Genomic DNA, 25,298 nt, shown 5'->3' with positions numbered 1-25,298 from the left:
CATGGCTTTGCCGGTTAAGGATCAGCTGAGATACTGGAGCATCGCCGCTGCGGTTTTCGCGTTGATCCTGTGGGCGCTTGGGGATGTCTTGTTGCCTTTTGTCATCGGTGGGGCCATTGCCTATTTCCTTGATCCGGTCGCTGACCGGCTGGAGCGGCTGGGCCTGTCGCGTATGGCCGCTACGGCGGTCATCACGGTCGTCGGTGTTCTGGGGTTTGTACTGGCAATTCTGATGGTGGTCCCTGCGCTGATCACCCAGTTGTTGGATCTTGTCGATGTACTGCCTGATCTGTTCAAACAGTTGCGCAGTTTCATAGAAAAACAGTTCCCGTCCTTGCTTGACCGGGAATCGAGCACGCACGCGATGCTGGTGTCCTTTGGCGAAACGCTGAAATCCAAGACCGGGGACGTTATGCAGACGGTGCTGTCCTCGCTGGGTTCCGCGATCAACATCGTTGTTCTGTTGGTCATTGTGCCGGTTGTGGCCGTCTACTTGCTGTTGGACTGGGATCGCATGACCGCCCGCATCGGAGAACTGCTGCCACGTGACCACGCCCCCATCATCAGGCGGCTGGCGGGTGAGATCGACGCGGTTCTGGCCTCGTTCGTGCGCGGCATGGGAACAGTCTGCTTGATCCTTGGCACCTATTACGCGGTTGCACTGATGCTTGCTGGCCTGCAATTCGGTCTGATTGTGGGCTTTATCGCGGGCCTGGTCACGTTCATTCCCTATCTGGGTGCCCTTATCGGAGGCTCGCTGGCCATCGGGCTTGCGCTGTTTCAGTTCTGGGGTGACTGGGCTCATATCGGGCTGATCGCGGGTATCTTTGCCGTTGGGCAGGTCACCGAGGGCAATTTCCTGACACCCAAGCTGGTCGGCAGCTCTGTCGGGCTGCACCCGGTTTGGCTCCTGCTGGCCCTGTCGGTCTTTGGCGCGCTGTTCGGCTTCGTCGGCATGCTAATCGCTGTCCCGGTCGCCGCAGCATTGGGCGTGCTGGCCCGCTTTGCCACATCGCTATACCTCGACAGCAGATTGTACACTGGTCTTGAAGGTCTGGATCAGGAAACCGAGTAAATGGCCCGACAACTCAGCTTTGATCTGCCCGCCAAAACTGCGCTCGGGCGAGAGGATTTCTTTGTGTCACCGGCCAATGCGCTGGCGGTGGCAATGATCTCGGCCACGTCCTGGCCCGGCAACAAACTGGTGCTGAGTGGGCCTGCTGGCGCGGGCAAAACCCATCTGGCCCATGTCTGGGCCGCTGAAACCGGCGGGCGTATCCTTCAGGCCAGCAATCTAAGATATGACGATGTGCCAGACCTGGCGCGTATGCCGATTGCGATCGAAGACGTGCCTTTGATCGCCGGCGATCTCGAGCTGCAAAAAACGCTGTTCCACCTGCATAATCTTGTTCTGGCCGAGGGGCACCCCCTGCTGATGACAGGCCGTCTTGCACCGAAATTCTGGGAGTTGCCGCTGGCCGACCTGCAAAGCCGGGTCGAAGGCGCCCATCACGTCGCACTGGATCCGCCCGATGACGCATTGCTGGGCGCAGTACTTGCCAAGCTGTTTGTCGACAGGCAGCTCAACCCCGGCCCCGATGTCATCGCCTATCTTGTCAAGCATATGGACCGGCGGTTTGAAAGCGCAGCCGACGTTGTATCCCAACTGGACCAACTGGCCCTGGCTGAAAAACGCGACATTACACGCGCGCTTGCCATTCGCGTACTGAACACGGCCCCGGATGAGGTCGAGACCAATGATTGACCCGCTGACGTCAATTTCGCATCCTCAGGCAGAACTATCTGGAACACACATGGATCAGACCGTCAAAACCGATATCCCGGACTGGGGAACGTTCGGAAAGCCCCTGTTTGACAAACCGGACGCACGGGCGCTGTCGCGCGTCGGGGTTGTCGATGTCGGGTCGAACTCGGTCCGGATGGTCATTTTCGACGGGGCGGCCCGATCACCGGCCTATTTCTACAATGAAAAGGTCATGTGCGAACTGGGGGCGGGCCTGTCCGAAACCGGGCGACTGAACCCGCGTGGCCGCGAACGCGCCTTGTCGGCACTACGACGGTTCCAGCACCTGGCAATGGATCTGGATTTGCCCGGTTTGCATGTTGTCGCCACCGCTGCTGTGCGAGAAGCCTCGGATGGGCCCGAGTTCTGCGATCAGGTGCAGGCTGAAACCGGTTTGCAGGTGGCCATCATTGACGGTGACGAAGAAGCCCGCCTGTCGGCACAGGGTGTCCTGTTGGGATGGCCCGGAGCTTATGGGCTGATCTGCGATATCGGCGGGTCGTCGATGGAATTGGCCGAAATCGGCGGTGGTCAGGTCGGCCGCCGAGTGACCTCGCCACTTGGGCCGCTGAAACTGCGTGACATCAAAGGCGGGCGACGTGCGCGAAAAGCGCATATCAAGGAAACGATGGAGGATCTGCGCAATCAGATGGGCCAGCAGCGGGACCGTCTGTTTCTGGTCGGCGGCAGCTGGCGCGCCTTTGCGCGGCTGGACATGCTGCGGCGGGGCTATCCGCTGAACGTGCTGCATGAATACCGCATGACCACCAAGCAGGTGCGCGAGACGATCAAATACATCGAAAAACACGATAGTGAAAAGTTGCGTGCTCAGGCGGGCGTGTCCAGCTCGCGCATGGCGCTTATCCCTTACGCGATGGATGTTCTGGCACGGCTGATCCGTACGTTCAAACCCAAAGATATCGCCATCTCAAGCTATGGTATCCGCGAGGGGTTGCTGTATGAGCAGATGCCGCAGGAAGTGCGCGACCGCGACCCGCTTATCGAAGCCAGCCGGTTCTCGGAAGCCAAGGACGCCCGCCTGCCGGGATTTGGCAGCAACCTCTATGATTTTGTCATCCCGCTGTTTAGATCGGCACCGCCCAGCAGAGTGCGCCTGATCAAGGCGGCCTGCCTGCTGCACGATGTAAGCTGGCGCGCGCATCCCGACTATCGGGCCGAGGTGTGTTTCGACAACGTCACGCGCGCCAATCTGGGTGGCCTGAAGCACTCCGAACGTGTTTTCATCGGTTTGGCACTGCAACACCGCTATCGCAACAAACGGGAAGGCAACCGGTTCTCTCGGCTTTACGAATTGCTGGATGAAAAAAGCCAGAAACAAGCCGAAATTCTGGGCAAGGCCATGCGCTTTGGCGCGATGCTGTGGATGCACAACGATGCCAATATGGGGCAGCTCAAGTTTTTCCCAAAAAAGCGAGAACTGGAACTGTATCTGCCCGAATCCGCTGCCCCCCTGTTCAGCGAAGTGGCTGAAGCCCGGTTCAGCGCTTTGGCAGCAGCACTGAAATCTCAGACTCGCGTGATTATCAGGGGCTGACCTTTAACCAGGTCAGATGTCTGTGGGTCCTTCTGGCACCTCGATATCCCGCTTTTCGGGCTCGGATGGCTCTTGGGTCAGTTTTCTGCGGATAATGATATCGCCATTGGGCAGGATCTCGGGCGGTTCATAAACGCTCCAGTCCTTGACCTCGGCCGCCAGTTCAGCAAGTGCCGGGCCCATCTGCTGCAAGAAGGACTGCATCGCCGGGCCAAGCTCTTCCGCCAGACCCAGCAAGTTTTCCAATGCCGGTTCCATTTCCTTGCGCAAACCTTCGAAAAACAGTTCGGCCCCCTGTTCCATCAGGGATTTTTCATTGTCTTCCTGTGCCATGGAGGGCGCAGCAAGGAACATGGAGATCGTGCTGATCAGCAATATGCGTTTCATACCTGACATATAAGGCCCGTGTGGCAGGCTGGAAAGGTCACAGTTCAATATCCAGCGTGACTGGAAAATGATCGGAGGCTGTCAAAAGCGCCTGTCGCAATTCCGGTTCAGCCCAACAGGCGGCATCCTGAAACGGGTGCCAGATACGCCAGGACGGGCGATTTGCTTGCAGGTCCGTGGTAATCATTACGTAATCCAGCAAAGCGTCCAGAAATTTGCCTTCCTCCGGACGGGCAAAGCGCGCAGTGGCAGGCACCGGCCCGGGCCGAAACCTATAGGCTGTGACGGCGTTCGGATCGAACAATCCGGCTTGCAGCAACACCTCGACCGACGAGCGGCCAAAGAGGTGTTCAAACTCATCCAACCCGGGGCCATCATTCAGATCCCCCAGCAAGATGACGGGCTGTTTTTGCGCGACATGCCATTCGACGCGCCGTGCAAGCCAGATCGCTTGCGCCAGCTGTTTGCGGCGATTGGCAATCGAAATCCGGATCGCCTCGTCCCGCGATTCGGCACCGTGCGGTGCCTTGGATTTCAGATGTGCCCCGATCAGGCGGATGTTGTGCCCCGCTTGCGTCGTCACCGCCAGTTCCATCGGCGGTTTGGAGAACCGCACGACATCCTCGGTCGCATCAATGTCGAGGTCGATTTTGAATACACCATCGAACCGGGGGGCTGTGGTATCTGCAATATCTCCCTTGGGATCGTGGCGAACACTCAGCACCGTTCTGTCATAGAGCAATGCCAGTTCCTGATGCGTGTCGTTTGCATAGCCCATCACCGCATCAGACGTGCGCAAGTCGAACGCTTCGGCAAAGGCTTGCAGGGCCCGAACCGTGTTCTGGCGTCTGCCCGTGTTGGGCGCCTCGACGATTACAATCGCATCAGCGTCAATGGCAGTCAGAACCTTGGCAATCGCTTCGATCTGCTGCGCTTTGGTGACGTCGTGCCTGCCGGACCAGCTGTCATCGACGATCAGCCTGTCTTTCTGGTCAAACAGATTGGCGAACCATTCGATATTATAGGTCGCCAGCCGCATCTGATCAGGCCCGCGCGCCGTTGATTTCATCCCAGGCGCGATTGATGTCGATCATCTTTTTCTCGGCCAGCCGGATCGCCTCTTCGGGGACACCCCGGGCCATCATGGCGTCGGGGTGCGTTTCCCGAACCAGCTGCCGCCAGACATTGCGAATGTCGGGCAGCGGCATGTCATGTGGAACGCCCAGAACCGTGTAAGGATCGTTTGGCGCATCCGGAACAAAGCGCGCCCGCAGTGCTTTGAACTGCGCGTCGGTTTGCCCGAAAATCTGGCTGACATCTTCGAGAAACGCGTTTTCGTTCGGATGATAGAAACCATCCGCCATCGCGATGTGAAAAAGACCTTCCATCAGGTCACACAGGGTTGTGCTGTCTTCGGAAAACATGCGGGCAATTTTGCGGGCGTAGTCCTGATATCCCGCCACGTCCGTACGGGCCATGTTGAAGACGCGGGCTGCACCTTCCTCATCTTCGCGCGCGATCTGAAACACGTCGCGAAAGGCGGTGACCTCATCACGGGTCACCTGACCGTCTGCCTTGGCCATTTTGGCACCCAGTGCGATGACCGCAATCGTAAAGGCCACGGACCGTTCCGGTGGCGAGCGTAGTTTTTCAAAAACTGCGGTCAGGCTTTCGCCCTGGGCAAGCGCGCTGAGCGCATCGGATATGCGAGTCCAGATCGACATGACCGCACCCTAGCGTCACAATTCGGGACTGTCAGGTGCAACAGGTCATTCAGCACCAAGAATTTTCTGCATCAGCACAAGGTCCAGCCGCTGGCCGAACTTAAAGCCGACTTCGGGCATCACCCCGACTTTCGAATAGCCAAGTGCGGCATGAAACGCCTCAGCCCCCGGATTGGCCGAGGATATGCCCGCGACCAGAACATGAACGCCTTGGGCTTGCGCGACTTCCTCCAGCTCTGACATCAACGCACGTCCCAGCCCTTTGCCCCACGCATCCGGTGACAGCTGGATCGTATGTTCGCAGGTTTGCGCATAACCGGGCCCGGTGCGGAAAGGGCCATATGTGGCAAAGCCGATAACGTGGCTGTCGTGCTCGGCAACCAGAAAACCGGGCGAGCGTGCCTTGATATCTTCGGCAATCTGGGCGGCGCTGCGTTCGTCCGTCGTGAAAGTGACCAAAGTGTCCCGGATGATCGCATTGGTGATCCGGGCAATGGCTGGTGCATCTGACGCTGTGGCCGGGCGTATGTTCATTCCAGCACCCGAAGCCCATGAGGAGTCTCGATCTCTGCCTGCAAAGCGGCGGGGCCGGTATCGAACACCACATGATCCAGTTCACCCAGTTGACGGGCCAGTATCAGGGCATCGGGGTGATAGACAACCAGACGCCGCAACCGGCACGCGCTGTCCTGCAACATGTTTGCCGGGTGCAGGTCGCCCTGCCATTCGATAAGGGCGGGAAACAGATTGTCGAACGGCAAACGCCCCGTTGGCGGAACCGCCATGCGCCATTGCAACGCGCCGCGGGTCAGGTCGATGGGCTCTCCGGTGCTATCGGGAAAGATCGACAGTGTGGCCTCGATATCCTCGACCCGGCATATCCAGTTCGTCAAACGCGGGCCGCCCTGAAAATTGTCCAGATCGAACCATCGCGGCCTACCCGGAGGCTGCGCCTGCGGATCGATGGCAATCGCTTCCAGATAGAGCCCGTCCCTGAGCCCCAGCAGCCTGTTATGTGTCCCGAATTTTTCGTGTTTCCCACCGGGTTGCAGTGCAACACCAAGCGCCTGTTCAATGTGTGCAGACGCTTCTTCAAGCGTTTCGCCCGCGACGGCCAGATGATCGAGTAACATGCGCACCCTCCTGCGAAAACGACCGGACCCAAAGGGATCCGGTCGCATGTTTTCGCCATTGGCGCAGGATCACAAGAGCTTTCGTTGAAAGACTTGCCTTGTGTCAGGGCCGTGCCTGGCGGATCAGGCGCAGAATGTCCTGAGCGGCCTCGGGAATGTTGGTGCCCGGACCAAAGATGGCCTTGACCCCATGGTCATACAGGAACTGGTAATCCTGTTGCGGGATCACCCCGCCACAGATCACGATGATATCGTCGGCCCCTGCTTTCTTCAGCTCTTCCACTAGCTGGGGTGCCAGTGTTTTATGCCCCGCCGCCTGCGAGGAAATGCCGACCACATGTACGTCATTGTCCACCGCGTCCTGCGCGGCCTCGGCAGGTGTCTGGAACAGCGGGCCAACGTCCACGTCGAACCCGATATCTGCAAAGGCCGTGGCGATAACCTTGGCACCGCGATCATGCCCGTCCTGCCCCATTTTGACCACCAGAAGACGGGGGCGGCGGCCTTCGGCCTCGGCAAAGTCCTCGATGGATTTCTGGATCGCGGCAAAGCCTTCGTCGCCCTCATAAGCAGCGCCATAGACACCGGCCAGGGTTTTCACCTCGGCGCGGTGGCGGCCGAATTCTTTCTCCATTGCCATGCTGATCTCTCCTACGGATGCACGGGCGCGGGCGGCTTCGACCGCAGCGGCCAGCAGGTTTCCGCCCTCCTGGGCGGTCTTGGTCAGGGCGTCCAGCGCGGCTTGGCACGCGGCTTCATCACGGGTTGCGCGAATGCGTTCCAGCCGCGCCACCTGCGCCTCACGCACGGCGACGTTGTCGACATCCAGAATGTCGATCGGGTCTTCCTGTTCCTTGCGGTACTTGTTGACGCCGACGATCACTTCGTCGCCCCGGTCGATCATGGCCTGACGACGGGCTGCGCTTTCCTCGATGCGCAGCTTGGGCATACCCGAGGCAACCGCCTTGGTCATGCCACCCATCTCTTCGACCTCTTGCATCAGGGCCCAGGCTTTTTCGACCAGTTCATTGGTCAGGCTTTCAACATAGTAAGAACCGGCCAGAGGATCGACCACATCAGTTACACCGGTTTCTTCCTGAAGCACGAGCTGCGTGTTCCGCGCAATGCGGGCCGAGAAATCGGTGGGCAGCGCAATTGCCTCGTCCAGAGCATTTGTATGCAACGATTGGGTGCCACCCAGAACTGCGCTCATCGCTTCATAGGCGGTGCGGATAACATTGTTGTAAGGGTCCTGTTCCTGAAGCGAAACGCCGGAAGTCTGGCAATGGGTGCGCAGCATTTTCGACCGTTCGGACTTTGCCCCGAACTCGGTCATTACCCGGTGCCATAGCGTGCGAGCGGCGCGCAGTTTGGCGATCTCCATGAAGAAATTCATGCCGATGGCAAAGAAGAACGACAAACGGCCCGCGAACTTGTCCACGTCCATCCCGGCCTCAGTCGCGGCACGGACGTATTCACGCCCATCAGCCAGCGTATAGGCCAGTTCCTGTACAAGGTTCGCCCCGGCCTCTTGCATGTGATAGCCCGAGATCGAGATCGAGTTGAACTTGGGCATCTCGTTCGACGTGTATTCGATGATGTCCGAGATGATCTTCATCGACGGTTCAGGCGGGTAGATATAGGTGTTGCGCACCATGAATTCTTTCAGAATGTCATTCTGAATGGTGCCGGACAGAACGGATTTGTCATGCCCCTGCTCTTCGCCAGCAACAATAAAGCTGGCCAGAATCGGGATCACCGCCCCGTTCATCGTCATCGAGACCGAGACCTTGTCCAGCGGAATGCCGTCAAACAGGATCTTCATGTCCTCGACGCTGTCGATGGCGACACCGGCCTTGCCCACGTCTCCAACCACGCGCGGGTGGTCGCTGTCATAACCGCGATGCGTCGCCAGATCGAAGGCAACCGAAACGCCCTGCTGGCCCGCCGCCAGATTGCGCCGGTAGAACGCGTTCGACTCCTCGGCGGTTGAGAAACCCGCATATTGGCGGATCGTCCATGGACGCCCGGCATACATCGTGGCCTTAACACCGCGAGTAAACGGGCCAAAGCCCGGCAACGACCCCATATGCGGCAGATCGGCGGTGTCTTCCTGGGTGTAAAGCGGTTTGACCGCGATGCCTTCCAGCGTTTCCTTGGTCAGGTCGTCCAACGGACGTCCGCGCAGCTCTTTCTCGGCAAGCGCTTTCCAGTCCTTCGTGTCGGTCATTTCGATTTCCTCTCGTCAATACGGATGGCGGCCGCTGAAAGCGCCCGCGCCAAGGTCCTGCACTTGGCCTGGTCATTCAGGCGCAAGCGCGAAAATGTGGTCACCCGGCGCAAATCGCCGGTCGCAATCGCGGGCACAGGGGCTATATTCGAAAGAACAGGAGGCCACATGACACGCACGCTTGCCTTTGTTTTCTCGGCACTAATCCCTCTGGCCGCCTTGGCGGCAGACGGAACCGCGCCGTCTGATGACAGCTTTGTCCGCCCGGTGGGTGAAAGTGAACTCAGCGAGTTTTTATGGGTAAAACGCCCCATCGTAGTTTTCGCTGACACGCCCGCCGATCCGCGGTTCCAGCAGCAGATCGATATGCTTGTCGCAGAAGAAGCAGCCATGCGCGACCGTGATGTCATCGTGCTGACAGACACGGACCCGTCTGCCCGGTCTCCGATCCGGACCAAGTTGCGCCCGCGTGGATTCCAGATGGTGTTCGTCGACAAGGACGGCGTGGTCAAGTTGCGCAAACCCAGCCCGTGGAGCGTGCGTGAGATTGGAAGGTCTATTGACAAGACCCCCCTGCGCGAACGCGAGATTCGCGAACGGCGCGAAGGGGGCTGAACGCTTTCGCCATGTCCAAAGGCCCCGGTGCGATGCGCCGGGAACTTTGGATTGTATGTCGAAAGCGCCAACATGGTCACTCGAACTCGATGATCACGTCGTCCACAGCAAGGCTGTCACCGGGACCTGCATTGACCTTGGCGACCACGCCCCTCTTTTCAGCGCGCAGGATGTTTTCCATCTTCATCGCCTCAATTGTGCATAGTGCCTGACCTTCTTGCACTTCCTGCCCCACTTCGACGTCAATCTTCACGACAAGGCCGGGCATCGGACAGAGCAGCAATTTCGAGGTATCTGGTGGCAGTTTTTCCGGCATCAGCTTGGCCAGTTCCGCCTGCCGTGGGCGGCGCACATGTACTTTCAAGTCCGCGCCGCGGTTGCGAACGCGGAAACCGCCCGAGACCTTGCCGATTTTCAGAACCAGCGGGCTGCCATCCACGTCCAGAACCGCAAGTTGATCGCCCGGCGTCCAGTCCGACGCGACACGCAGGGACGATCCGTCGTCAAACTTGACCGTTGACCCCTCTTTGTCGGCATTGACCTGCACGGCGAAATCCTGCCCCTGCAATGTCACAACCCAGCGCTTGCCTACTTTGCGTTCGTGATTGTCCATCCGGCCCGACACGCGGGTGCGCCGGATTTCGGCGACGCGGTGCATCGCGGCGCAGGATGCAGCAATCCGGCGCAGATCCACTTCGGGCAACGTTACGCCCTCGAACCCGTCTGGATATTCTTCAGCGATAAAGGCCGTTGTCATGTCACCGCTTACAAACTTCGGATGATCCATCACTGCCGACAGGAACGGCAGGTTGTGACCGATGCCTTCCACTTCGAAACTGTCCAACGCCACGCGCATCGCCTCAATGGCTTTTTCACGGGTCGGCGCCCAAGTGCAGAGCTTGGCGATCATCGGGTCGTAATACATGCTGATCTCGCCGCCCTCGTAAACACCGGTATCGTTGCGCACGGCGGTTTCACCATCGGGTGCTTCACCCTGCCATTTGCCGTTGACCAGCAACGGACCGGCCGCGGTTTCCTGCGGCGGGCGATACCGGGTCAGACGACCGATCGACGGCAGGAAGTTGCGATACGGGTCTTCCGCATACAGACGGTTTTCAATCGCCCAGCCGGTCAGGGTCACGTCATCCTGCGTTATCGATAGCTTTTCACCCGCTGCGACACGGATCATCTGCTCGACCAGATCGACGCCGGTGATCAGTTCCGTGACAGGGTGTTCCACCTGCAGGCGCGTGTTCATTTCGAGGAAGTAGAAGTTCTTGTCTCCGTCCACAATGAACTCGACCGTACCAGCACTCGCGTAGTTCACGGCCTTGGCCAGAGCGACAGCCTGTTCACCCATCGCCTTGCGGGTTTCGGGATCAAGGAAGGGTGACGGCGCCTCTTCCACCACTTTCTGGTTCCGGCGCTGGATCGAGCATTCACGCTCACCCAGGTAGATGCCATTTCCGTGACTGTCGCACAGAACCTGAATTTCGATATGGCGCGGCTGAGTTACGAATTTTTCGATGAAGATCCGGTCATCTCCGAACGAGTTTGCGGCTTCGTTCTTGGACGACTGAAAGCCTTCGCGCGCCTCTTCATCGCTCCACGCGATGCGCATGCCCTTGCCACCGCCACCGGCGCTGGCTTTGATCATGACCGGATAACCGATGTCGTTCGAGATCCTGACCGCCTCGTCCGCGTCCTCGATCAGCCCCATGTAACCCGGAACGGTCGAAACTCCGGCCTCCTGTGCGATCTTCTTCGAAGTAATCTTGTCGCCCATGCTTTCGATTGCACCGACAGGGGGCCCAACAAAGGCAACACCTTCGGCCTCGAGCGCCTCGGCGAACTTCGAATTTTCCGACAGGAAGCCATAGCCGGGATGAACCGCCTGCGCGCCGCTTTGACGGATGGCATCCATGACCTTGTCGATCACAATGTAGGACTGGTTCGCCGGGGGCGGACCGATATGCACGGCTTCGTCGGCCATCGACACATGCAGCGCGTTCTTGTCCGCGTCCGAATAAATGGCAACGGTGCCGATACCCATCTTGCGGGCGGTCTTGATGACCCGGCAGGCGATCTCGCCCCGGTTGGCGATCAGGATCTTATTGAACATGAAACGTCCTTTGGCTTGGTGTTCCGGAAACGCAAAACGCCGCCGCAGGGTACGATCCCCACGACGGCGTGATGCGCAATGATGGCTGAGGCGCCAGGCGCCCCGAAGGATATGCGTTAGTTACAGTTGTTCTGCGTCTTGCAGTACAGCACGTTGCCCGCTGCACCGACGGCCGCGCCAAACAGCGGGTCGGCATTGAGGACCGCGGCCCCCACAGCCCCGGCACCACCGCCGAGGAGTGCCTGTTCGCCCGTGGTGTCACCGCACGCGGCCAGACCCGCACAGGTCGCCGCAACAAGGATGAGTTTCGAGAATCGCATTGTGTCTGCCCTTTTAGGTTTCTTGGTTCGTTTGGAATCAGATGCGCGAAATGGGGCCTGTTATTCAATATCAATGCAGTTGCAGGCAGGTTTTGTGCAGGTTTTCGCTTCTCTTTGGCCATGGGAGCCAAAAAGAAAAACGCGGACAGGTTTATGTGGGGAACACAAGCCTGCCCGCGCAAGGAAGGGGTACGGAATAGTAGGTGCATGTACGGCGCAGGCAAAGTAGAGCCGCACGGCCTATTCAGTTTGCACGGCACAATCCGTTGGGCAATCACAGTATTGTTTCCTAGGGACAACTCGGCTGGTTTCTGCCCAAGCCGCAAAAGGGCGCGCAACTTCGTGCCGACAGCATTCAAGTGAATTACCTGCGCGAAAGCCCCGTTCACCGTCACAGTTTCGTTACAAAACGGGCCGCTGCCGATGCTTTCTGCGGTTGCAGCATCACGAATCGCCGCCACTCCACCGGCGGAGGAATTACGGCGCAGCAGAGCGTTAGATAACAGGTTCAAGACGCTGTGATTCAAGAAGTCGAAAAAGGCACATTTTCTTGAGAAATCAGATAGTTCTATTCTCTTTCTCGTGATTTCCAAAGATTTCTGCTGCGTGAAACGGTCCCTGGGCACACTCGCACTCAAAGGAACACCCACATGACTATGACTAGAAAAAAGGCACTCCTGCTCGCTGCCTCTGCGCTCAGTGTGACCGGCACGTTTGCTGTCGCCCAGGACGCCCAGACCCAGGCCGAACTCGACGCTTTGCGCGCCCGGGTCGAGGCGCTGGAAGCCGACAAAAGCGGCCCCGCCAACGGAGATTTCCGCATCGGCAACACCGTTCTGGACGTTTACGGATACGTGAAGGCCGATTTCTTCTATGACTTCGACTACGATCAGGGGGATACGGCGTTCGTGAATGCTATCGGCGAACCCTCTGCCGCAACCGACGGCACCTTCGGGGCAACCGTTCGCCAATCGCGGATCGGATTGCGTACCACCACCCCAAGCGGGATCGGTGACATTGGCGGACAGCTTGAGCTTGACCTGTTCGGTTCCGGCGGCACGGCTGAATTGCGCATTCGCCATGCCAACATCACCATCGGCGATCAGTTCCTGATTGGTCAGTACTGGACCAACTTCCAACCATTGGACACCTACCCGACCACTGTCGAATTCAACGGCCCGGTGGGTATCGCATTCGCTCGTGTCCCACAGTTGAGATACACCGGACAGCTTGGCAGCAATGCACAGTTTGCGGTCTCGATCGAAGAGAACGTCAGCGGGTCGAATTCCGATGATCCCGTCCTGACGGCCTCGGCGGAATATAACGACGGTACGTACATTGCCCGTGGTGCCGTTTTGTACGGTAAAGCCAATTCCGGCAATGTCGAAGTGGATCAAACCGGCTTTACGCTTTCCGGCGGCATTCGCCCCTGGCAAGGCGGGTTGTTCCAAGTCAACTACGTCACAGGTGAGGCGCTTGGCCCGTACCTGATCGGTCTCGGCGATGCCATCGTCGGTGGGCAGGCCAACGATGTGGATGGCTACACCGTGGAATTCAGGCAGGACATCGGTGCAAAATGGAATGTCGGCATTGCTTACGGTCGTGAAGACTATGATCTGCCGACCTCGACCGGCACGCTGTCCTTCACCGAACTGGAAACCATCCATGTCAACGCGTTCTACAAGGCGACAGACAGTCTGACGCTCAGCGCCGAATACATCTATGGCGAGCGGAATGACGCGCCCACCGGCAGAACCTTTGACGGCAGCCGCGTTCAGCTTGCAGCCCAGTTGAACTTCTGAGACCACACATAAATCCTGCCCGGTTTCGGGCAGGATTTTCCCGAAACTGGCAGTGATCGGATTATGTGCGGCAGCGAATGTCACAATCAGTCCATCCCGTCGATGATGTCCGGGAAGGATGCGCGCGCAGCGTTTACGTCGATAACGAGCAAGGCATCATAACTGGCCGGATCAAAGGGGTCTTCTGCCGGGATGACTTCGCGCCCGAACAGCCAGCTCAAACGCCCAGCATCCAGATTGCCCCGTTCGAACGGCTGGTCGCCGAAATGGGCCCAAAGGGCTTCCATGAACGCACTATCAGCGCGCCTGTCCGCAGGTTTACGGTCCCGAAACCGCTCGCGCCGCGTTAACGGTGTAGCGCCCTTTGGGTTGGCGCGACGAATGGTGAACTGAAAGTCAGTGCCTGAAAGGCGACCGGGGAAACCACGATGCTTCAGCATGAAAGGCCCTCTTGTGTCATACTTGCAGACAAAAGCAATTCGAGCCCGAAAAGGGATGGGGTCATGATGCGCACCTCCAAAGCCGCACAGTTGGTCTGAGACGCTTTGTACTCATGGATTCCTGCGGTCATGGTCAAAGCCCCTCCCAGATACACTGGGACTGCTCCAGCCGGTAGGCCTCAAAAAACTGGGTCGCATCAGGGGCGGCATCACCAAACTCTACCGGGCGATCGGACAAAGAGATCACGACCCGCGCCGGATGCAATTCATGCTGCGCGACATATGGAACGGCCAGAATCTGGCACAGGTGCTCCATATCCTTCGACGCCACATCATATCCGATCCGTCCCACTGACGCGCCTATTCTGGGCGCGATAAAGCGAAAGCGCAGCCAAAGCTCGCCGGGATTGTTGTCCAGCAGGACATCGCTCAGTTGCACTGGCTGGCCCGACGGAACCGGCAGCAAAGTATCGGAGTCTGCAAAAGCAGGATGGCTGAAGGCGAGAGCAACCAGACAAATGGCGCGACCCCGGACCCACCAGCGGCGAGCTCCTCCTTCCGGGGTCGCGCGCGCAGTACGATTGGTCTGCGCGGTTCTATGTCTGACGGGTCGGATCATTCAACTATTTGCCGGTTTTTGTCAATTCCGCCTCAATTTGAGGGCGTTTTAGCATCAGAGCCGCTGTGGCAGTCTAAGATTGAGCGGGGCGGGCCACCCCGCCCCCAGAAGGATCACAGCGGGATATTGTCGTGCTTTTTCCACGGGTTCTTCAGCTGTTTGCCGCGCAAGCTGGCAAATGCCCGGGATACACGACGGCGGGTCGAATGCGGCATGATCACCTCATCGATGAAGCCGCGCTCGGCTGCCACGAAGGGATTTGCAAATCGGTCTTCGTAATCCTTGGTGTGAGATGCGATCTTGTCCGCATCCCCCAGATCGGCGCGGTGAATGATCTCGGTCGCCCCTTTGGCCCCCATGACCGCAATTTCGGCGGTGGGCCAGGCATAGTTGAAATCACCGCGCAAATGCTTGGAGGCCATAACGTCGTAAGCACCACCATAAGCCTTTCGGGTAATCACCGTCACCTTCGGCACGGTTGCCTCGCCATAGGCAAACAGCAACTTGGCCCCATGTTTGATGACGCCGCCATATTCCTGGCTTGTTCCCGGCAGGAAGCCAGGAACATCGACCAGTGTCAGGATCGGGATTTCGAAGCAGTCACAGAAGCGTACAAAGCGCGCAGCCTTGCGCGAGGAGTCGATATCCAGACACCCGGCCAGCACCATCGGCTGGTTTGCGACGACGCCTACGGTCTGACCTTCCAACCGGATGAACCCGGTAATGATGTTCTTCGCAAAATCTTCCTGAATTTCATAGAAATCGCCCTCGTCCGCCACTTTGGCGATGAGTTCCTTCATATCGTAGGGCGTGTTCGGATTTTCTGGCACAAGAGTGTCCAGCGAAGCCTCGATCCGGCCGGGTTCGTCAAAGAACGGGCGCACGGGCGGCTTTTCGCGGTTGTTGAGGGGCAGGAAATCCACCAGGCGCCGCACCTCGGCCAAAGCTTCGACGTCGTTTTCGAACGCGCCATCAGCGACTGAGGATTTCTTGGTATGGGTCGAGGCCCCGCCCAATTCCTCGGCAGTTACCACTTCGTTGGTTACGGTCTTCACCACATCCGGGCCGGTCACAAACATGTAAGAGGTGTCTTTGACCATGAAGATAAAGTCGGTCATCGCCGGGCTGTACACCGCGCCACCCGCGCAGGGCCCCATAATTACACTGATCTGCGGCACCACGCCCGAGGCCATGATATTGCGCTGGAACACTTCGGCATACCCCGCCAGCGAAGCCACACCTTCCTGGATGCGTGCGCCGCCCGAATCGTTGATACCAATCACCGGGGCACCGTTCTGGACCGCCATGTCCATAATCTTGCAGATCTTCTGAGCATGGGTTTCCGACAGCGATCCGCCAAAGACGGTAAAATCCTGGCTGAACACATAAACCATGCGCCCGTTGATCGTGCCCCAACCGGTGACAACACCGTCACCCGCAGGCTTTTGTTTTTCCATCCCGAAATCGGTGCAGCGGTGGCTGACAAACATGTCAAACTCTTCAAAGCTGCCCTCGTCCAACAGCAGTTCGATCCGTTCACGCGCGGTCAGTTTGCCGCGAGCGTGCTGGGCATCGATCCGTTTCTGCCCACCGCCCAGACGCGCGTTATCGCGGCGGCCTTCCAGTTCGGAAAGAATGTCTTTCATGACGACTATCCCCTTATAAATTTGACGGGACCCTACCTGCTTGAGCCGCTCTTCCAAAGCTATTTTCGGCAAATTTGCAAAATTTCAGCAACAGTAATTTGGATAACTGCAAAACTGCGAACTCTCACAGGCAATTTTGCGAATGGCTGGCTTTCCGAAAATCCAGGGCTATACATGTGAACCATGCAGTTCAGCTCTGACGCGGTCCACCGCACACCACCCACATTGGCGACGCTTGTTTTACTCTCGGGCCTGTCCGCCCTGAGCATGAACCTGTTTCTGCCCAGCCTGCCAAACATGGCCGAGTATTTCGAAACCGATTACAAGGTCATGCAGCTGTCGATTGCGCTTTATCTGCTGATCAATGCCATTCTGCAAATTCTTATAGGTCCAATTGCGGATCAGGCAGGACGCAGACCAGTTTTACTGTGGGGCCTTGGCCTGTTCCTGATGGCGACCCTTGGGTGCATCTTCGCCCCCAATGCCACGGTTTTTCTGGCGTTCAGGATGTGTCAGGCGGTAGTGGTCGTCGGTATGGTTCTCAGCCGCGCAGCGGTGCGGGATATGTACGATCAGGATCAAGCTGCCTCGATGATCGGTTATGTGACGATGGGCATGGCCGTGGTTCCGATGATCGGCCCTGCCATCGGCGGCTTGCTGGAAGTGAGTTTTGGTTGGAAAGCGAATTTCTGGCTGCCCTTTGCCGTGGGTCTGCTGACTATGGCACTGACCTATTCGGACTTTGGGGAAACATCGGCAAAAAGCGGCAAAACGCTCGTCCAGCAATTCAAGGAATACCCCGAACTTCTGACCTCGCCACGGTTCTGGGGATATTCACTGGCTTGTGCCTTCTCATCGGGTTCGTTTTTCGCCTATCTCGGCGGCGCACCTTTCATCGGCACCGAATTGTTCGGGTTGAGCGCGGCACAGGTTGGCATTTATTTTGGCGCACCTGCGGTTGGGTATTTTGTTGGCAATTTCATGAGCGGGCGTTTTTCAGTGCGGTTCGGTGTGAACCGCATGGTGCTATGGGGAAGCCTGCTCAATGCGTTTGGCGTCGCTGTGTCGGCATTGCTGTTTCTGGCCGACCGTGGAACCGCACTCAGTTTCTTTGGGTTCATGACATTTGTGGGCGTCGGCAATGGCATGGTCATCCCCAACGCAACCTCGGGCGCGCTATCAGTGCGCCCTCAACTGGCTGCAACCGCCTCGGGCCTGAGTGGCGCCATCATGTTAGGTGGCGGTGCCGGGCTGAGCGCGCTGGCAGGTGCCCTGCTGACACGTGAAACCGGCGCGATGCCGCTGCTTTGGCTGATGCTGGCAACAGCAGTTCTGGCAATCGTCGCAATTTCAACTGTCGTACGAAGAGAACGTCAATTGGGGCTGTAATCGCTTGCCCCAATGACTTTGCAAAGTTAACCTCGGAAATTGGAAAACTTGCAAAGGCACCCAATGGCCACCCAAAAGCTCTATGCCGGCGCGAAACTGCGCGAAATGCGAACGCGCCTGACCCTGACGCAGCGTGAATTTGCCGCCAAACTCGGCGTTTCACTGCCTTATCTGAACCAGATGGAAAACAACAACCGGCCGATCTCGACCACGGTTGTGCTGGCTCTGGCGCAGGAATTCGGAATGGATGTTACCGAACTCAGCACTGGCGACAGCGAACGTCTTGTTTCAGACATGCGCGAGGCGCTGGCCGATCCAGTTTTTGCCGACATACAGCCCCCTCTGGCCGATCTGCGCCTGACGGCATCCAACGCCCCCGCCCTGGCGCGCGCGTTTATCGAATTGCACAAAACCTACCGGCAGACACATGAACGCCTTGCCTCGCTGGACGAGGCTTTGGGCCGCGAAGATGCGCGTATTCAGGCCAGCCCTTGGGAAGAAGTGCGCGATTTCTTCCACTATTGCGACAACTACATCGACGCTGTGGACAGGGCCGCGGAACTGTTTGCCAACCGCGCCGACGGGCCTGGTGGTATCCGGCAAGCCGCCCTGAGCAGCCTTTCAGAGCGCGGAATTCAGGTGGTTTTTTCAGATATGGGCCCATTGCGCGCTTATGATGTCGACAGCAAAATTTTGCGCCTGTCCTCCCGTGCAGCGCCGCAGACGCAGGTGTTCCAGCTTCTGTTGCAGGTCGCGCTGATCAGTCAGGACCAGTTGCTGGAGGCGACGCTGGATTTCGCCAAATTCCAAAGCGACGAAGCCCGCGCCATCGCCAAGATCGGTCTTGCCAACTATTTCGCTGGTGCCTCTCTGATGCCTTATACCGCGTTTTTGACCGCCGCTCAGGAAGAGCGTCACGATCTGGAGCTGCTCAGCAACCGGTTCGGGGCGTCGGTCGAGCAGGTTGCACATCGGCTGTCGACACTACAGCGTCCCGGCGCCAAGGGCATCCCGTTCTTCTTCGTTCGGGTTGATCAGGCGGGGACGATCACCAAGCGGCACTCGGCCACACGCCTGCAATTTGCGCGCTTTGGTGGGGCTTGCCCGCTTTGGAACGTGCATCGGGCCTTTGAAACACCCGGTCATTTCCTGCGGCAGCTGGCGGAAACGCCTGATGGTGTTCGCTATATCTCGCTGGCGCGGGATGTCTCAAAATCGGGGGGCTCGTTCGGTGCACCCGTCAGAAGGTATGCCATTGCGCTGGGATGCGAGGTCCGTCATGCCCCGGCGCTTGTTTATGCCGACAACCTCGACATCAACAATGCCAGCGCCTACGAGCCCATCGGAATTTCCTGCCGCATCTGCGAGCGGCAAACATGTCACCAGCGTTCGGTTCCGCCGCTGGAACGTCGTCTGAGCATCGACACCCATATTCGCGGCACCCTGCCCTATGAAGTGACCTGATCTTAGTCTGATTTATTATCCCACCGCAGTCGCGTCTCTGGCGACGACGGGGGCAGAGCCCCCGCCAGTGGTTTAAGCCTTGGACAGGATCGCCCAGATCTCATCCTTTAGCGCGGCGCGTTTTTTGCGCAGATCAACCTCGGCCAGTTCCTCCATGGGTTCGACATTGGTTTCGGCGCGGTGTACTTCGCGGTTGACCTCATGATACTCATCGGCCAGCCGGGCAAAATGCGCATCCGACTGCTTGAGCTGGCTCATCAGTTCAACTTTGTCCGGAAACTCTTCGGCCAGTTCATGCGGGGTGTGAGACATCTCTGTTCGCTCCTTCATATGTCGTTGCAAATCAGTGATAGAAGCGTGATCGGGTTTTCGCTTTGACCCGGATCAACTAGCCGTAATAATCCCGCGAATTTCAAAACAACGCCACGCGCCGTCCTGCCGTGCAGGGGGCAAGTTGTTCTGAAACGTGGCTCAGGCTTATCTGGACAGGAACACTGAACTTTTTGCCAGCATACCCCCGGCAACCGCCGAAAATTTACGCATTCAACCGGGGGCAGTTCAGAAGGATTAACGCTGAGCGGTTGCCCAGCCGGGGTGAATCCACGGGCGGTCATTGGCCTTGGGCAACGGGTCTTTGCCCAGCAAAGAATCCGATACTTTCTCGCCAACCATGATCGAGGGCGCGTTGAGATTGCCGTTGGTGATCTGCGGGAAAATCGAACTGTCCGCGACGCGCAGCCCGTCCACGCCGATGACGCGACCCTCGGGATCGACCACCGCACCTTTGTCATCCGCACGCCCCATCCGGCAGGTGCCGCAGGGGTGATAGGCGCTTTCGGCATGTTCCGCGATAAAGGCGTTCAGCTCTTCATCCGTTTGCACAGCGGCACCCGGCTGAATTTCCTTGCCCGCATAGGGTTTGAAGGCGTTTTGCCCAAAGATTTCGCGGGTCAGCCGGATACAAGTGCGGAAATCTTCCCAATCTTCTTCGTGACTCATGTAGTTGAACTTGATCACCGGCGCGTCTGCGGCTTGGGCAGAGCGCAATGTGACCGCCCCGCGCGACGGGGACCGCATCGGGCCGACATGCGCCTGGAACCCGTGCCCCTCTGCCGCTGCCTGCCCGTCATAGCGAACTGCGATCGGCAGAAAGTGGTACTGAATGTCGGGATATTCCACGCCCGGTTTCGACCTGATGAACGCCGCGCTTTCAAACTGGTTCGATGCGCCCAAACCTGTCTTGGTAAACAACCATTGCGCCCCGATCAGGCCTTTGCTGAACAGGTTCCAGTGCTTGTAGAGCGTGATCGGCTGCAGCGAAGCTTGTTGAATATACAGCTCCAGATGGTCCTGAAGGTTCGCACCCACCCCCGGACGATCCGCAACGACGTCGATCCCATGCTCGGCCAGATGCGCGCCCGGTCCGATTCCGGACAGCATAAGCAGCTTGGGCGAGTTGATCGAGGACGCGGCCAGAACGACCTCGCGCCGGGCCTTGATGATTTCTTTCTTGCCGCCACGGATCAATTCCACGCCAGTGGCGCGACCGTTTTCCATAACAACCCGAGACGCAAGACCCCGCACGATATCACATTTGTCGCGTTTGAGCGCGGGCTTCAAATAGGCATTTGCCGCCGACCAGCGCCGCCCTTTCCAGACGGTCTGCTCCATCGGGCCAAAGCCTTCCTGCTTTTCTCCGTTATAGTCGCCGGTGACCTCGTATCCCGCCTGCTGGCCTGCATCGACAAAGGCCTGAAACAGTGGATTTGCGCGTGGGCCGCGTGACACATGCAACGGACCGTCAGTGCCGCGCCAGGCCGGATCACCGCCATGACCACCGTCATGCCAGGTCTCCATACGTTTGTAATAGGGCAGAACATCCGCATAAGACCAGCCGTCAGCCCCCATCTCGGCCCATGTGTCGAAATCACGCGCGTGACCGCGCACATAGACCATGCCGTTGATCGACGATGACCCGCCGATCACCTTGCCGCGCGGGCAGGCCAGACGGCGGTTGTTCAGATGCGGTTCAGGCTCGGATTGATATCCCCAGTCATAGCGCGACATGTTCATCGGATAGCTGAGCGCGGCAGGCATCTGTATAAACGGCCCCATGTCGGTGCCACCGTGCTCGATCACCAGAACCGAGGCCCCACCTTCGCTCAGACGATATGCCATTGCGCAGCCTGCGGACCCCGCGCCAACGATGACAAAATCTGCTTCCATATTCACAACTCCTCGCCCGCCGGGTATGACGCCTCCGGCGGGAGTATTTTCATAAAGATGAAAAAGTTACTCGCCGCGTGGGAACCGGGCGTTTTCCTCGACGATGTTCAGATCCATGTGATTGCGCATGTAACGTTCGGACGCTTTTTGCAGCGGCTGATAATCCCAAGGGTAGTATCCGCCGTGCCGCAGCGCTTCGTACACAACCCAACGCCGCGCCTGACTGGCGCGGACATCCGCGTCGAAGCGCTCCAAATCCCATCGGGCCTCGGATTTTGCGCGCAGGGTTTGCAGTGTGCCCGCATGTTCGGGGCTGCCTGCCAGATTGGTCAGCTCATGCGGGTCTGCCTCGAGATCAAACAGTTGATCCGGGTCCAGCGCACATCGATTGAATTTCCACTTGCCATAGCGCAGCGACACCAGCGGCGCGTAAGATGCCTCGGCCGCATATTCCATGGCCACAGGCGCGGTTCGCGCGCCACCTTGCGCCAATGGCACCAGGTTTTCGCCGTCCGTCCATGGGGCAATCTCGGCCATGTCAACGCCTGCCAGAGCCCCAAGTGTGGGTGTGACATCGATGGTGGAAACTGGCGTATCGATCCGCCCCGCAGGCAAGTCCGGGGATGAAATCATCAAAGGAACGCGCGCCGAGCCTTCGTAGAAGTTCATTTTGAACCAGAGGCCACGTTCGCCCAGCATGTCACCGTGATCCGAGACGAACAGGATGATCGCCTCTTGCCGTGTCGTTTCGAGCACTTCGAGGATTTCACCGATCTTGTCATCGAGATATGTGATGTTGGCGAAATAAGCACGGCGGGACTTGCGAATGTCTTCCTCGGTGATGTCGAAGCTACGCCAGTCGTTGGCATCAAAGATCCGCTTGGCGTGAGGGTCCTGATTGTCGTAGCCGATATCAGCGATTTCGGGCAGCAGATGCGCGCAATCCTCATAGAGATCCCAGTATTTGCGGCGGGCCACGTATGGATCATGTGGATGGGTGAAGCTGACGGTCACGCACCAGGGGCGATCATCCTTGCCGCGCGCCAGATCGTAGAGCTTGGCCTTGGCGTTGTAAGCCACCTCGTCATCGTACTCCATCTGGTTCGAGATTTCGGCAACACCCGCGCCGGTCACCGACCCCATGTTGTGATACCACCAGTCGATCCGCTCACCCGGCTTTCGGTAGTCTGGTGTCCAGCCAAAATCGGCCGGGTAGATATCAGTTGTCAGGCGATCCTCAAACCCGTGCATCTGGTCCGGGCCGACAAAGTGCATTTTACCTGACAGACAGGTGTAATATCCGGCCCTGCGCAAATGGTGTGCGTAAGTTGGGATATCGCTGCGGAACTCTGCCGCGTTATCGTAGACACCAGTGTGCGAGGGCAATTGACCGGACATGAAGCTGGCCCGCCCCGGCGCACAAAGCGGCGACGCTGTATAAGCGTTGGCAAAACGGGTCGACCTTTCGGCCAGTTTCTTCAGGTTCGGAGCATGAAGCCAGTCAGCGGGACCGTCGGGAAAGAGGGTTCCGTTCAGCTGATCCACCATCAGGATCAGAATGTTCGGTTTTGTCATTTTTCAGCCTCGAGCAGAGTATCGAGCACGCGCATAGCGTGATTCACGGCCAATTGCGGTTCTTCCGGGGCGCTGAGCGCTGCGCGAATATAGAGCCCGTCAATCAGGGCAATCATGTTCTCGGCAGCCTCAATCGGATCCTGCATCCTTGGACGCAGGGCATGAACCAGATTCGATCTGATGCGCGCCTGATAGATCTGCCACAATCGCAGCGCGTCACTGTTGGTCTGCGCCAACACATAAAACGTCATCCAAGCGGCAGTCACGTCAGGTGTGAAACACGAAGGGGCAAAACAGGCGTGGATAATCGCCTCTGCCCGGTTGCCCGGTTTGGCCGCTTTCAACTGGGCCCTGGCTTCGTCGCTGAAGTCGGCGAGGATCTGACGCATTGCGGCCAGAAATATCTGATCCTTTCCGCCAAAATAATGGTGGGCCAATGCGCTGGACATGCCCGCGCGTTTGGCAATCTGGCTGACAGTTACATCCAGGGATTTCTTGACACCCAGTTCAGCAATCGTCGCTCGAACAATCGCGTCCTTGCGGATCGGCTCCATTCCAACTTTTGGCATCGCTTTCCCCATACAGGTGTCATGCGACCAAGCTAGGATGTTTTTATTGACTCGTCAATCAATGTAAGCGCAGAGATGTCACTTCACAGCTTCGGCGCAATACTGGGAGGCGTCAAGTCCCGACGGTTCAACATGAACTCGCGCCATGAGATGAAGCTTACAGCGCCCAGTATCAGGGTTCCGCCAGCCACGACCCATAGGTCGACACTTTCGTGAAAGATCGCTGCACCCACAAGCGTGGCCCAGATCAACTGCAGGAATGTAACGGGTTGTGTGACGGCCACAGGCGCGGCCTGCAACGCCAATGTCATGAAATAATGACCTGCGGTCGCAAAGCTGGCCACCAGAAACAGAACCCCGAGTTCTTGCATACTGGGCCGGGTCCAGACGGCAACCGCAAAGGGGATCAAGGCGATGGTTACCCAGATGGACAGATGCGCCACAACAACCGAAGGTGGAACATCGCGGACAAGAAGCTTGGCCAGCAAATAGGACCCGCTTAGCATCAGGGCCGTTCCGAGCATGGCAAGGTGACCTTGTGAGACCTCGCGAAACCCGGGGCGCAGGATGACCAACACGCCCACCAAAGCGACCAGAATCGCGGCGACCCTGCGAAAAGCCAGCTTCTCGCCCAGAAACAGAGCTGCGCCCAAGGTGACATAAACCGGCGTCATGTAGTTCATGGCAGTGACTTCGGCCAAGGGGATTTGCGTCATGGCGAAAAACCAAAGCATGACAGCTATCGCGTGTACGACACCACGCAAACCGAACAACGTCAGCAGGCGGGGTGTCAGCCAGGTCGCCATGATCGACCGCAAGGCCGGTAACAGAAACACCAATCCCAGCGCATAACGCAGGAATGCAGCCTGGATCGGATTCATCGTCGTGCCCAGAGATTTGACCAAAGCGGTCATCACAACAAAGGACAGCCCGGCGGCAAACATCCAGAACATACCGGCAAGCGGGCGCGACGAAACGGCAAGCGATGTCATGGCTTAGGTTGAACACCGAAACCCTGCCGGGAACAACCCTTCACATGATAACAAGTTTCAGTGCGATACCCAGCATTACGACCCCGATCACTGCGTCCAGCACCTGCCAGGCGCGCGGGCGCGCAAACACCGGAGACAGAACACCCGCGCCGTATCCAAGTGAAAAGAAGAAGACAAAGCTGGACGTGACCGCCCCGATGGCAAATCCGACCCGGTCATCATACTGTGCCGAGATTGAGCCGATCAGAACCACTGTATCCAGATAGACATGCGGGTTCAGCCAGGTGAAGGCGAGAACGGTAAGCATCGCGGTTCTAAGGCTGGTTCGCTGGCCGTTGCCCGTTTCCAACACCGCGCCACCCCGCAGGGCAGACCCGAAGCTGCGCAGCCCATACCACGTCAGAAAAGCGGCCCCGCCATATCGCATTACAGGTTCAAACCAGGGGGCTGAATGGGCCAGAGTCCCGAATCCTGTGACGCCTGCAACGATCAAAACCGCGTCAGACATTGAGCAGGTCAGGCACAGAAGAAACACATGTTCACGCCGCAATCCCTGTCGCAGAATAAAGGCGTTCTGTGCCCCGATGGCGAGGATCAGACTGAAACCCAGCGCGAAACCGGCGATCATGGACGTGGGCATGGGACCTCCTGCTATTGCAAGACGTTGACTAAGGCCGTCGGTGCGA

At 58.2% G+C, this 25,298-nt stretch carries 24 protein-coding genes; 7 read left to right on the top strand and 17 right to left on the bottom strand.

The genetic code is table 11. The features are described from left to right. The first annotated feature begins 1 nt into the window (after nucleotide 1). From ACR0AP_RS07235 to ACR0AP_RS07225, 3 genes are read left to right on the top strand one after another with little or no spacing between them, the layout of a single operon-like run. Entirely contained in the window at nucleotides 2-1,075 is a 1,074-nt protein-coding gene (locus ACR0AP_RS07235) for an AI-2E family transporter (protein WP_480506227.1), read from the top strand. Beyond that, nucleotides 1,076-1,765: an HdaA/DnaA family protein gene (locus tag ACR0AP_RS07230; protein WP_480506226.1), complete on the top strand. Its 690-nt coding sequence runs from the start codon at nucleotides 1,076-1,078 to the stop codon at nucleotides 1,763-1,765. A 49-nt stretch (nucleotides 1,766-1,814) separates the two neighbouring features. Next, on the top strand, nucleotides 1,815-3,359 hold the full coding sequence (locus tag ACR0AP_RS07225) for a Ppx/GppA family phosphatase (protein WP_480506225.1): 1,545 nt from the start codon (nucleotides 1,815-1,817) through the stop codon (nucleotides 3,357-3,359). 12 nt (nucleotides 3,360-3,371) lie between these two features. On the opposite strand, the gene ACR0AP_RS07220 is transcribed toward ACR0AP_RS07225, so the two are convergent. The 6 genes from ACR0AP_RS07220 to scpA form a co-directional block, all read right to left on the bottom strand. After that, entirely contained in the window at nucleotides 3,372-3,746 is a 375-nt protein-coding gene (locus tag ACR0AP_RS07220) for a hypothetical protein (protein ID WP_480506224.1), read from the bottom strand. A 37-nt stretch (nucleotides 3,747-3,783) separates the two neighbouring features. Continuing rightward, nucleotides 3,784-4,785, bottom strand: a complete 1,002-nt coding sequence (locus ACR0AP_RS07215) for an endonuclease/exonuclease/phosphatase family protein (protein WP_480506383.1) — start codon at nucleotides 4,783-4,785, stop codon at nucleotides 3,784-3,786. Nucleotides 4,786-4,789: 4 nt separating this feature from the next. After that, nucleotides 4,790-5,470 carry a molecular chaperone DjiA gene (locus ACR0AP_RS07210; protein WP_267365678.1) on the bottom strand — a complete coding sequence of 227 codons (681 nt, stop codon included), beginning with the start codon at nucleotides 5,468-5,470 and terminating at the stop codon, nucleotides 4,790-4,792. Nucleotides 5,471-5,515: 45 nt separating this feature from the next. Further along, nucleotides 5,516-6,004: an N-acetyltransferase family protein gene (locus tag ACR0AP_RS07205; protein ID WP_480481948.1), complete on the bottom strand. Its 489-nt coding sequence runs from the start codon at nucleotides 6,002-6,004 to the stop codon at nucleotides 5,516-5,518. After that, nucleotides 6,001-6,603 (bottom strand): VOC family protein, encoded by a 603-nt coding sequence (locus ACR0AP_RS07200; RefSeq protein ID WP_480506223.1) that lies wholly within the window; start codon nucleotides 6,601-6,603, stop codon nucleotides 6,001-6,003. Before ACR0AP_RS07200 ends, ACR0AP_RS07205 begins: the two co-directional genes overlap by 4 nt. 103 nt (nucleotides 6,604-6,706) lie before the next feature. Then, nucleotides 6,707-8,833 (bottom strand): methylmalonyl-CoA mutase, encoded by a 2,127-nt coding sequence (gene scpA, locus ACR0AP_RS07195; protein WP_480506222.1) that lies wholly within the window; start codon nucleotides 8,831-8,833, stop codon nucleotides 6,707-6,709. Nucleotides 8,834-9,001: 168 nt separating this feature from the next. Here scpA and ACR0AP_RS07190 point away from each other — a divergent pair, with 168 nt between their 5' ends. Then, the gene (locus ACR0AP_RS07190; protein WP_267365674.1) at nucleotides 9,002-9,448 is read left to right on the top strand and encodes a DUF4174 domain-containing protein; all 447 of its coding nucleotides are present in this window, start codon (nucleotides 9,002-9,004) and stop codon (nucleotides 9,446-9,448) included. A gap of 76 nt (nucleotides 9,449-9,524) precedes the next feature. Here ACR0AP_RS07190 and ACR0AP_RS07185 read toward each other — a convergent pair whose 3' ends face one another. After that, nucleotides 9,525-11,570 carry an ATP-binding protein gene (locus tag ACR0AP_RS07185; RefSeq protein WP_480506221.1) on the bottom strand — a complete coding sequence of 682 codons (2,046 nt, stop codon included), beginning with the start codon at nucleotides 11,568-11,570 and terminating at the stop codon, nucleotides 9,525-9,527. Between the two features lie 116 nt (nucleotides 11,571-11,686). Beyond that, nucleotides 11,687-11,890 carry a hypothetical protein gene (locus ACR0AP_RS07180; protein ID WP_209504584.1) on the bottom strand — a complete coding sequence of 68 codons (204 nt, stop codon included), beginning with the start codon at nucleotides 11,888-11,890 and terminating at the stop codon, nucleotides 11,687-11,689. Between the two features lie 650 nt (nucleotides 11,891-12,540). Between ACR0AP_RS07180 and ACR0AP_RS07175 the strand changes: the two genes are divergently transcribed. Further along, entirely contained in the window at nucleotides 12,541-13,692 is a 1,152-nt protein-coding gene (locus tag ACR0AP_RS07175) for a DcaP family trimeric outer membrane transporter (protein ID WP_480506220.1), read from the top strand. A gap of 86 nt (nucleotides 13,693-13,778) precedes the next feature. Here ACR0AP_RS07175 and ACR0AP_RS07170 read toward each other — a convergent pair whose 3' ends face one another. From ACR0AP_RS07170 to ACR0AP_RS07160, 3 genes are all read right to left on the bottom strand, one after another. After that, entirely contained in the window at nucleotides 13,779-14,132 is a 354-nt protein-coding gene (locus ACR0AP_RS07170; RefSeq protein ID WP_209504586.1) for a hypothetical protein, read from the bottom strand. A gap of 133 nt (nucleotides 14,133-14,265) precedes the next feature. Further along, nucleotides 14,266-14,598: a DUF6497 family protein gene (locus ACR0AP_RS07165; RefSeq protein WP_480506382.1), complete on the bottom strand. Its 333-nt coding sequence runs from the start codon at nucleotides 14,596-14,598 to the stop codon at nucleotides 14,266-14,268. 266 nt (nucleotides 14,599-14,864) lie between these two features. Beyond that, entirely contained in the window at nucleotides 14,865-16,397 is a 1,533-nt protein-coding gene (locus tag ACR0AP_RS07160; RefSeq protein ID WP_209597857.1) for an acyl-CoA carboxylase subunit beta, read from the bottom strand. 183 nt (nucleotides 16,398-16,580) lie between these two features. On the opposite strand from ACR0AP_RS07160, the gene ACR0AP_RS07155 reads away from it, so the two are divergent. Both ACR0AP_RS07155 and ACR0AP_RS07150 read left to right on the top strand, forming a co-directional pair. Continuing rightward, on the top strand, nucleotides 16,581-17,786 hold the full coding sequence (locus ACR0AP_RS07155; protein WP_480506219.1) for a multidrug effflux MFS transporter: 1,206 nt from the start codon (nucleotides 16,581-16,583) through the stop codon (nucleotides 17,784-17,786). A 63-nt stretch (nucleotides 17,787-17,849) separates the two neighbouring features. Next, nucleotides 17,850-19,250: a helix-turn-helix domain-containing protein gene (locus ACR0AP_RS07150; RefSeq protein WP_209504590.1), complete on the top strand. Its 1,401-nt coding sequence runs from the start codon at nucleotides 17,850-17,852 to the stop codon at nucleotides 19,248-19,250. Between the two features lie 72 nt (nucleotides 19,251-19,322). Here ACR0AP_RS07150 and ACR0AP_RS07145 read toward each other — a convergent pair whose 3' ends face one another. The 6 genes from ACR0AP_RS07145 to ACR0AP_RS07120 all read right to left on the bottom strand — a co-directional run bounded on the left by ACR0AP_RS07145 (nucleotide 19,323) and on the right by ACR0AP_RS07120 (nucleotide 25,252). Then, nucleotides 19,323-19,562 (bottom strand): HP1242/YdcH family protein, encoded by a 240-nt coding sequence (locus tag ACR0AP_RS07145; protein WP_209504591.1) that lies wholly within the window; start codon nucleotides 19,560-19,562, stop codon nucleotides 19,323-19,325. Nucleotides 19,563-19,817: 255 nt separating this feature from the next. Further along, a complete protein-coding gene (gene betA / locus ACR0AP_RS07140; protein ID WP_480506218.1) occupies nucleotides 19,818-21,476 on the bottom strand; it encodes a choline dehydrogenase in 1,659 nt (552 codons plus the stop codon). A 66-nt stretch (nucleotides 21,477-21,542) separates the two neighbouring features. Continuing rightward, a complete protein-coding gene (gene betC, locus ACR0AP_RS07135; protein WP_480506217.1) occupies nucleotides 21,543-23,051 on the bottom strand; it encodes a choline-sulfatase in 1,509 nt (502 codons plus the stop codon). Further along, nucleotides 23,048-23,620, bottom strand: a complete 573-nt coding sequence (betI, locus tag ACR0AP_RS07130; protein WP_480506216.1) for a choline-binding transcriptional repressor BetI — start codon at nucleotides 23,618-23,620, stop codon at nucleotides 23,048-23,050. The genes betC and betI overlap by 4 nt, the downstream gene beginning before the upstream one ends. Nucleotides 23,621-23,703: 83 nt before the next feature. Then, the gene (locus tag ACR0AP_RS07125; RefSeq protein ID WP_480506215.1) at nucleotides 23,704-24,612 is read right to left on the bottom strand and encodes a DMT family transporter; all 909 of its coding nucleotides are present in this window, start codon (nucleotides 24,610-24,612) and stop codon (nucleotides 23,704-23,706) included. A gap of 40 nt (nucleotides 24,613-24,652) precedes the next feature. Beyond that, nucleotides 24,653-25,252: a LysE/ArgO family amino acid transporter gene (locus ACR0AP_RS07120; protein WP_480506214.1), complete on the bottom strand. Its 600-nt coding sequence runs from the start codon at nucleotides 25,250-25,252 to the stop codon at nucleotides 24,653-24,655. Nucleotides 25,253-25,298 lie beyond the last annotated feature (46 nt).

It is taken from the genome of Ruegeria sp. AF7 (genome assembly GCF_056541885.1).
This window is presented reverse-complemented; position numbering and strand designations above follow the sequence as displayed.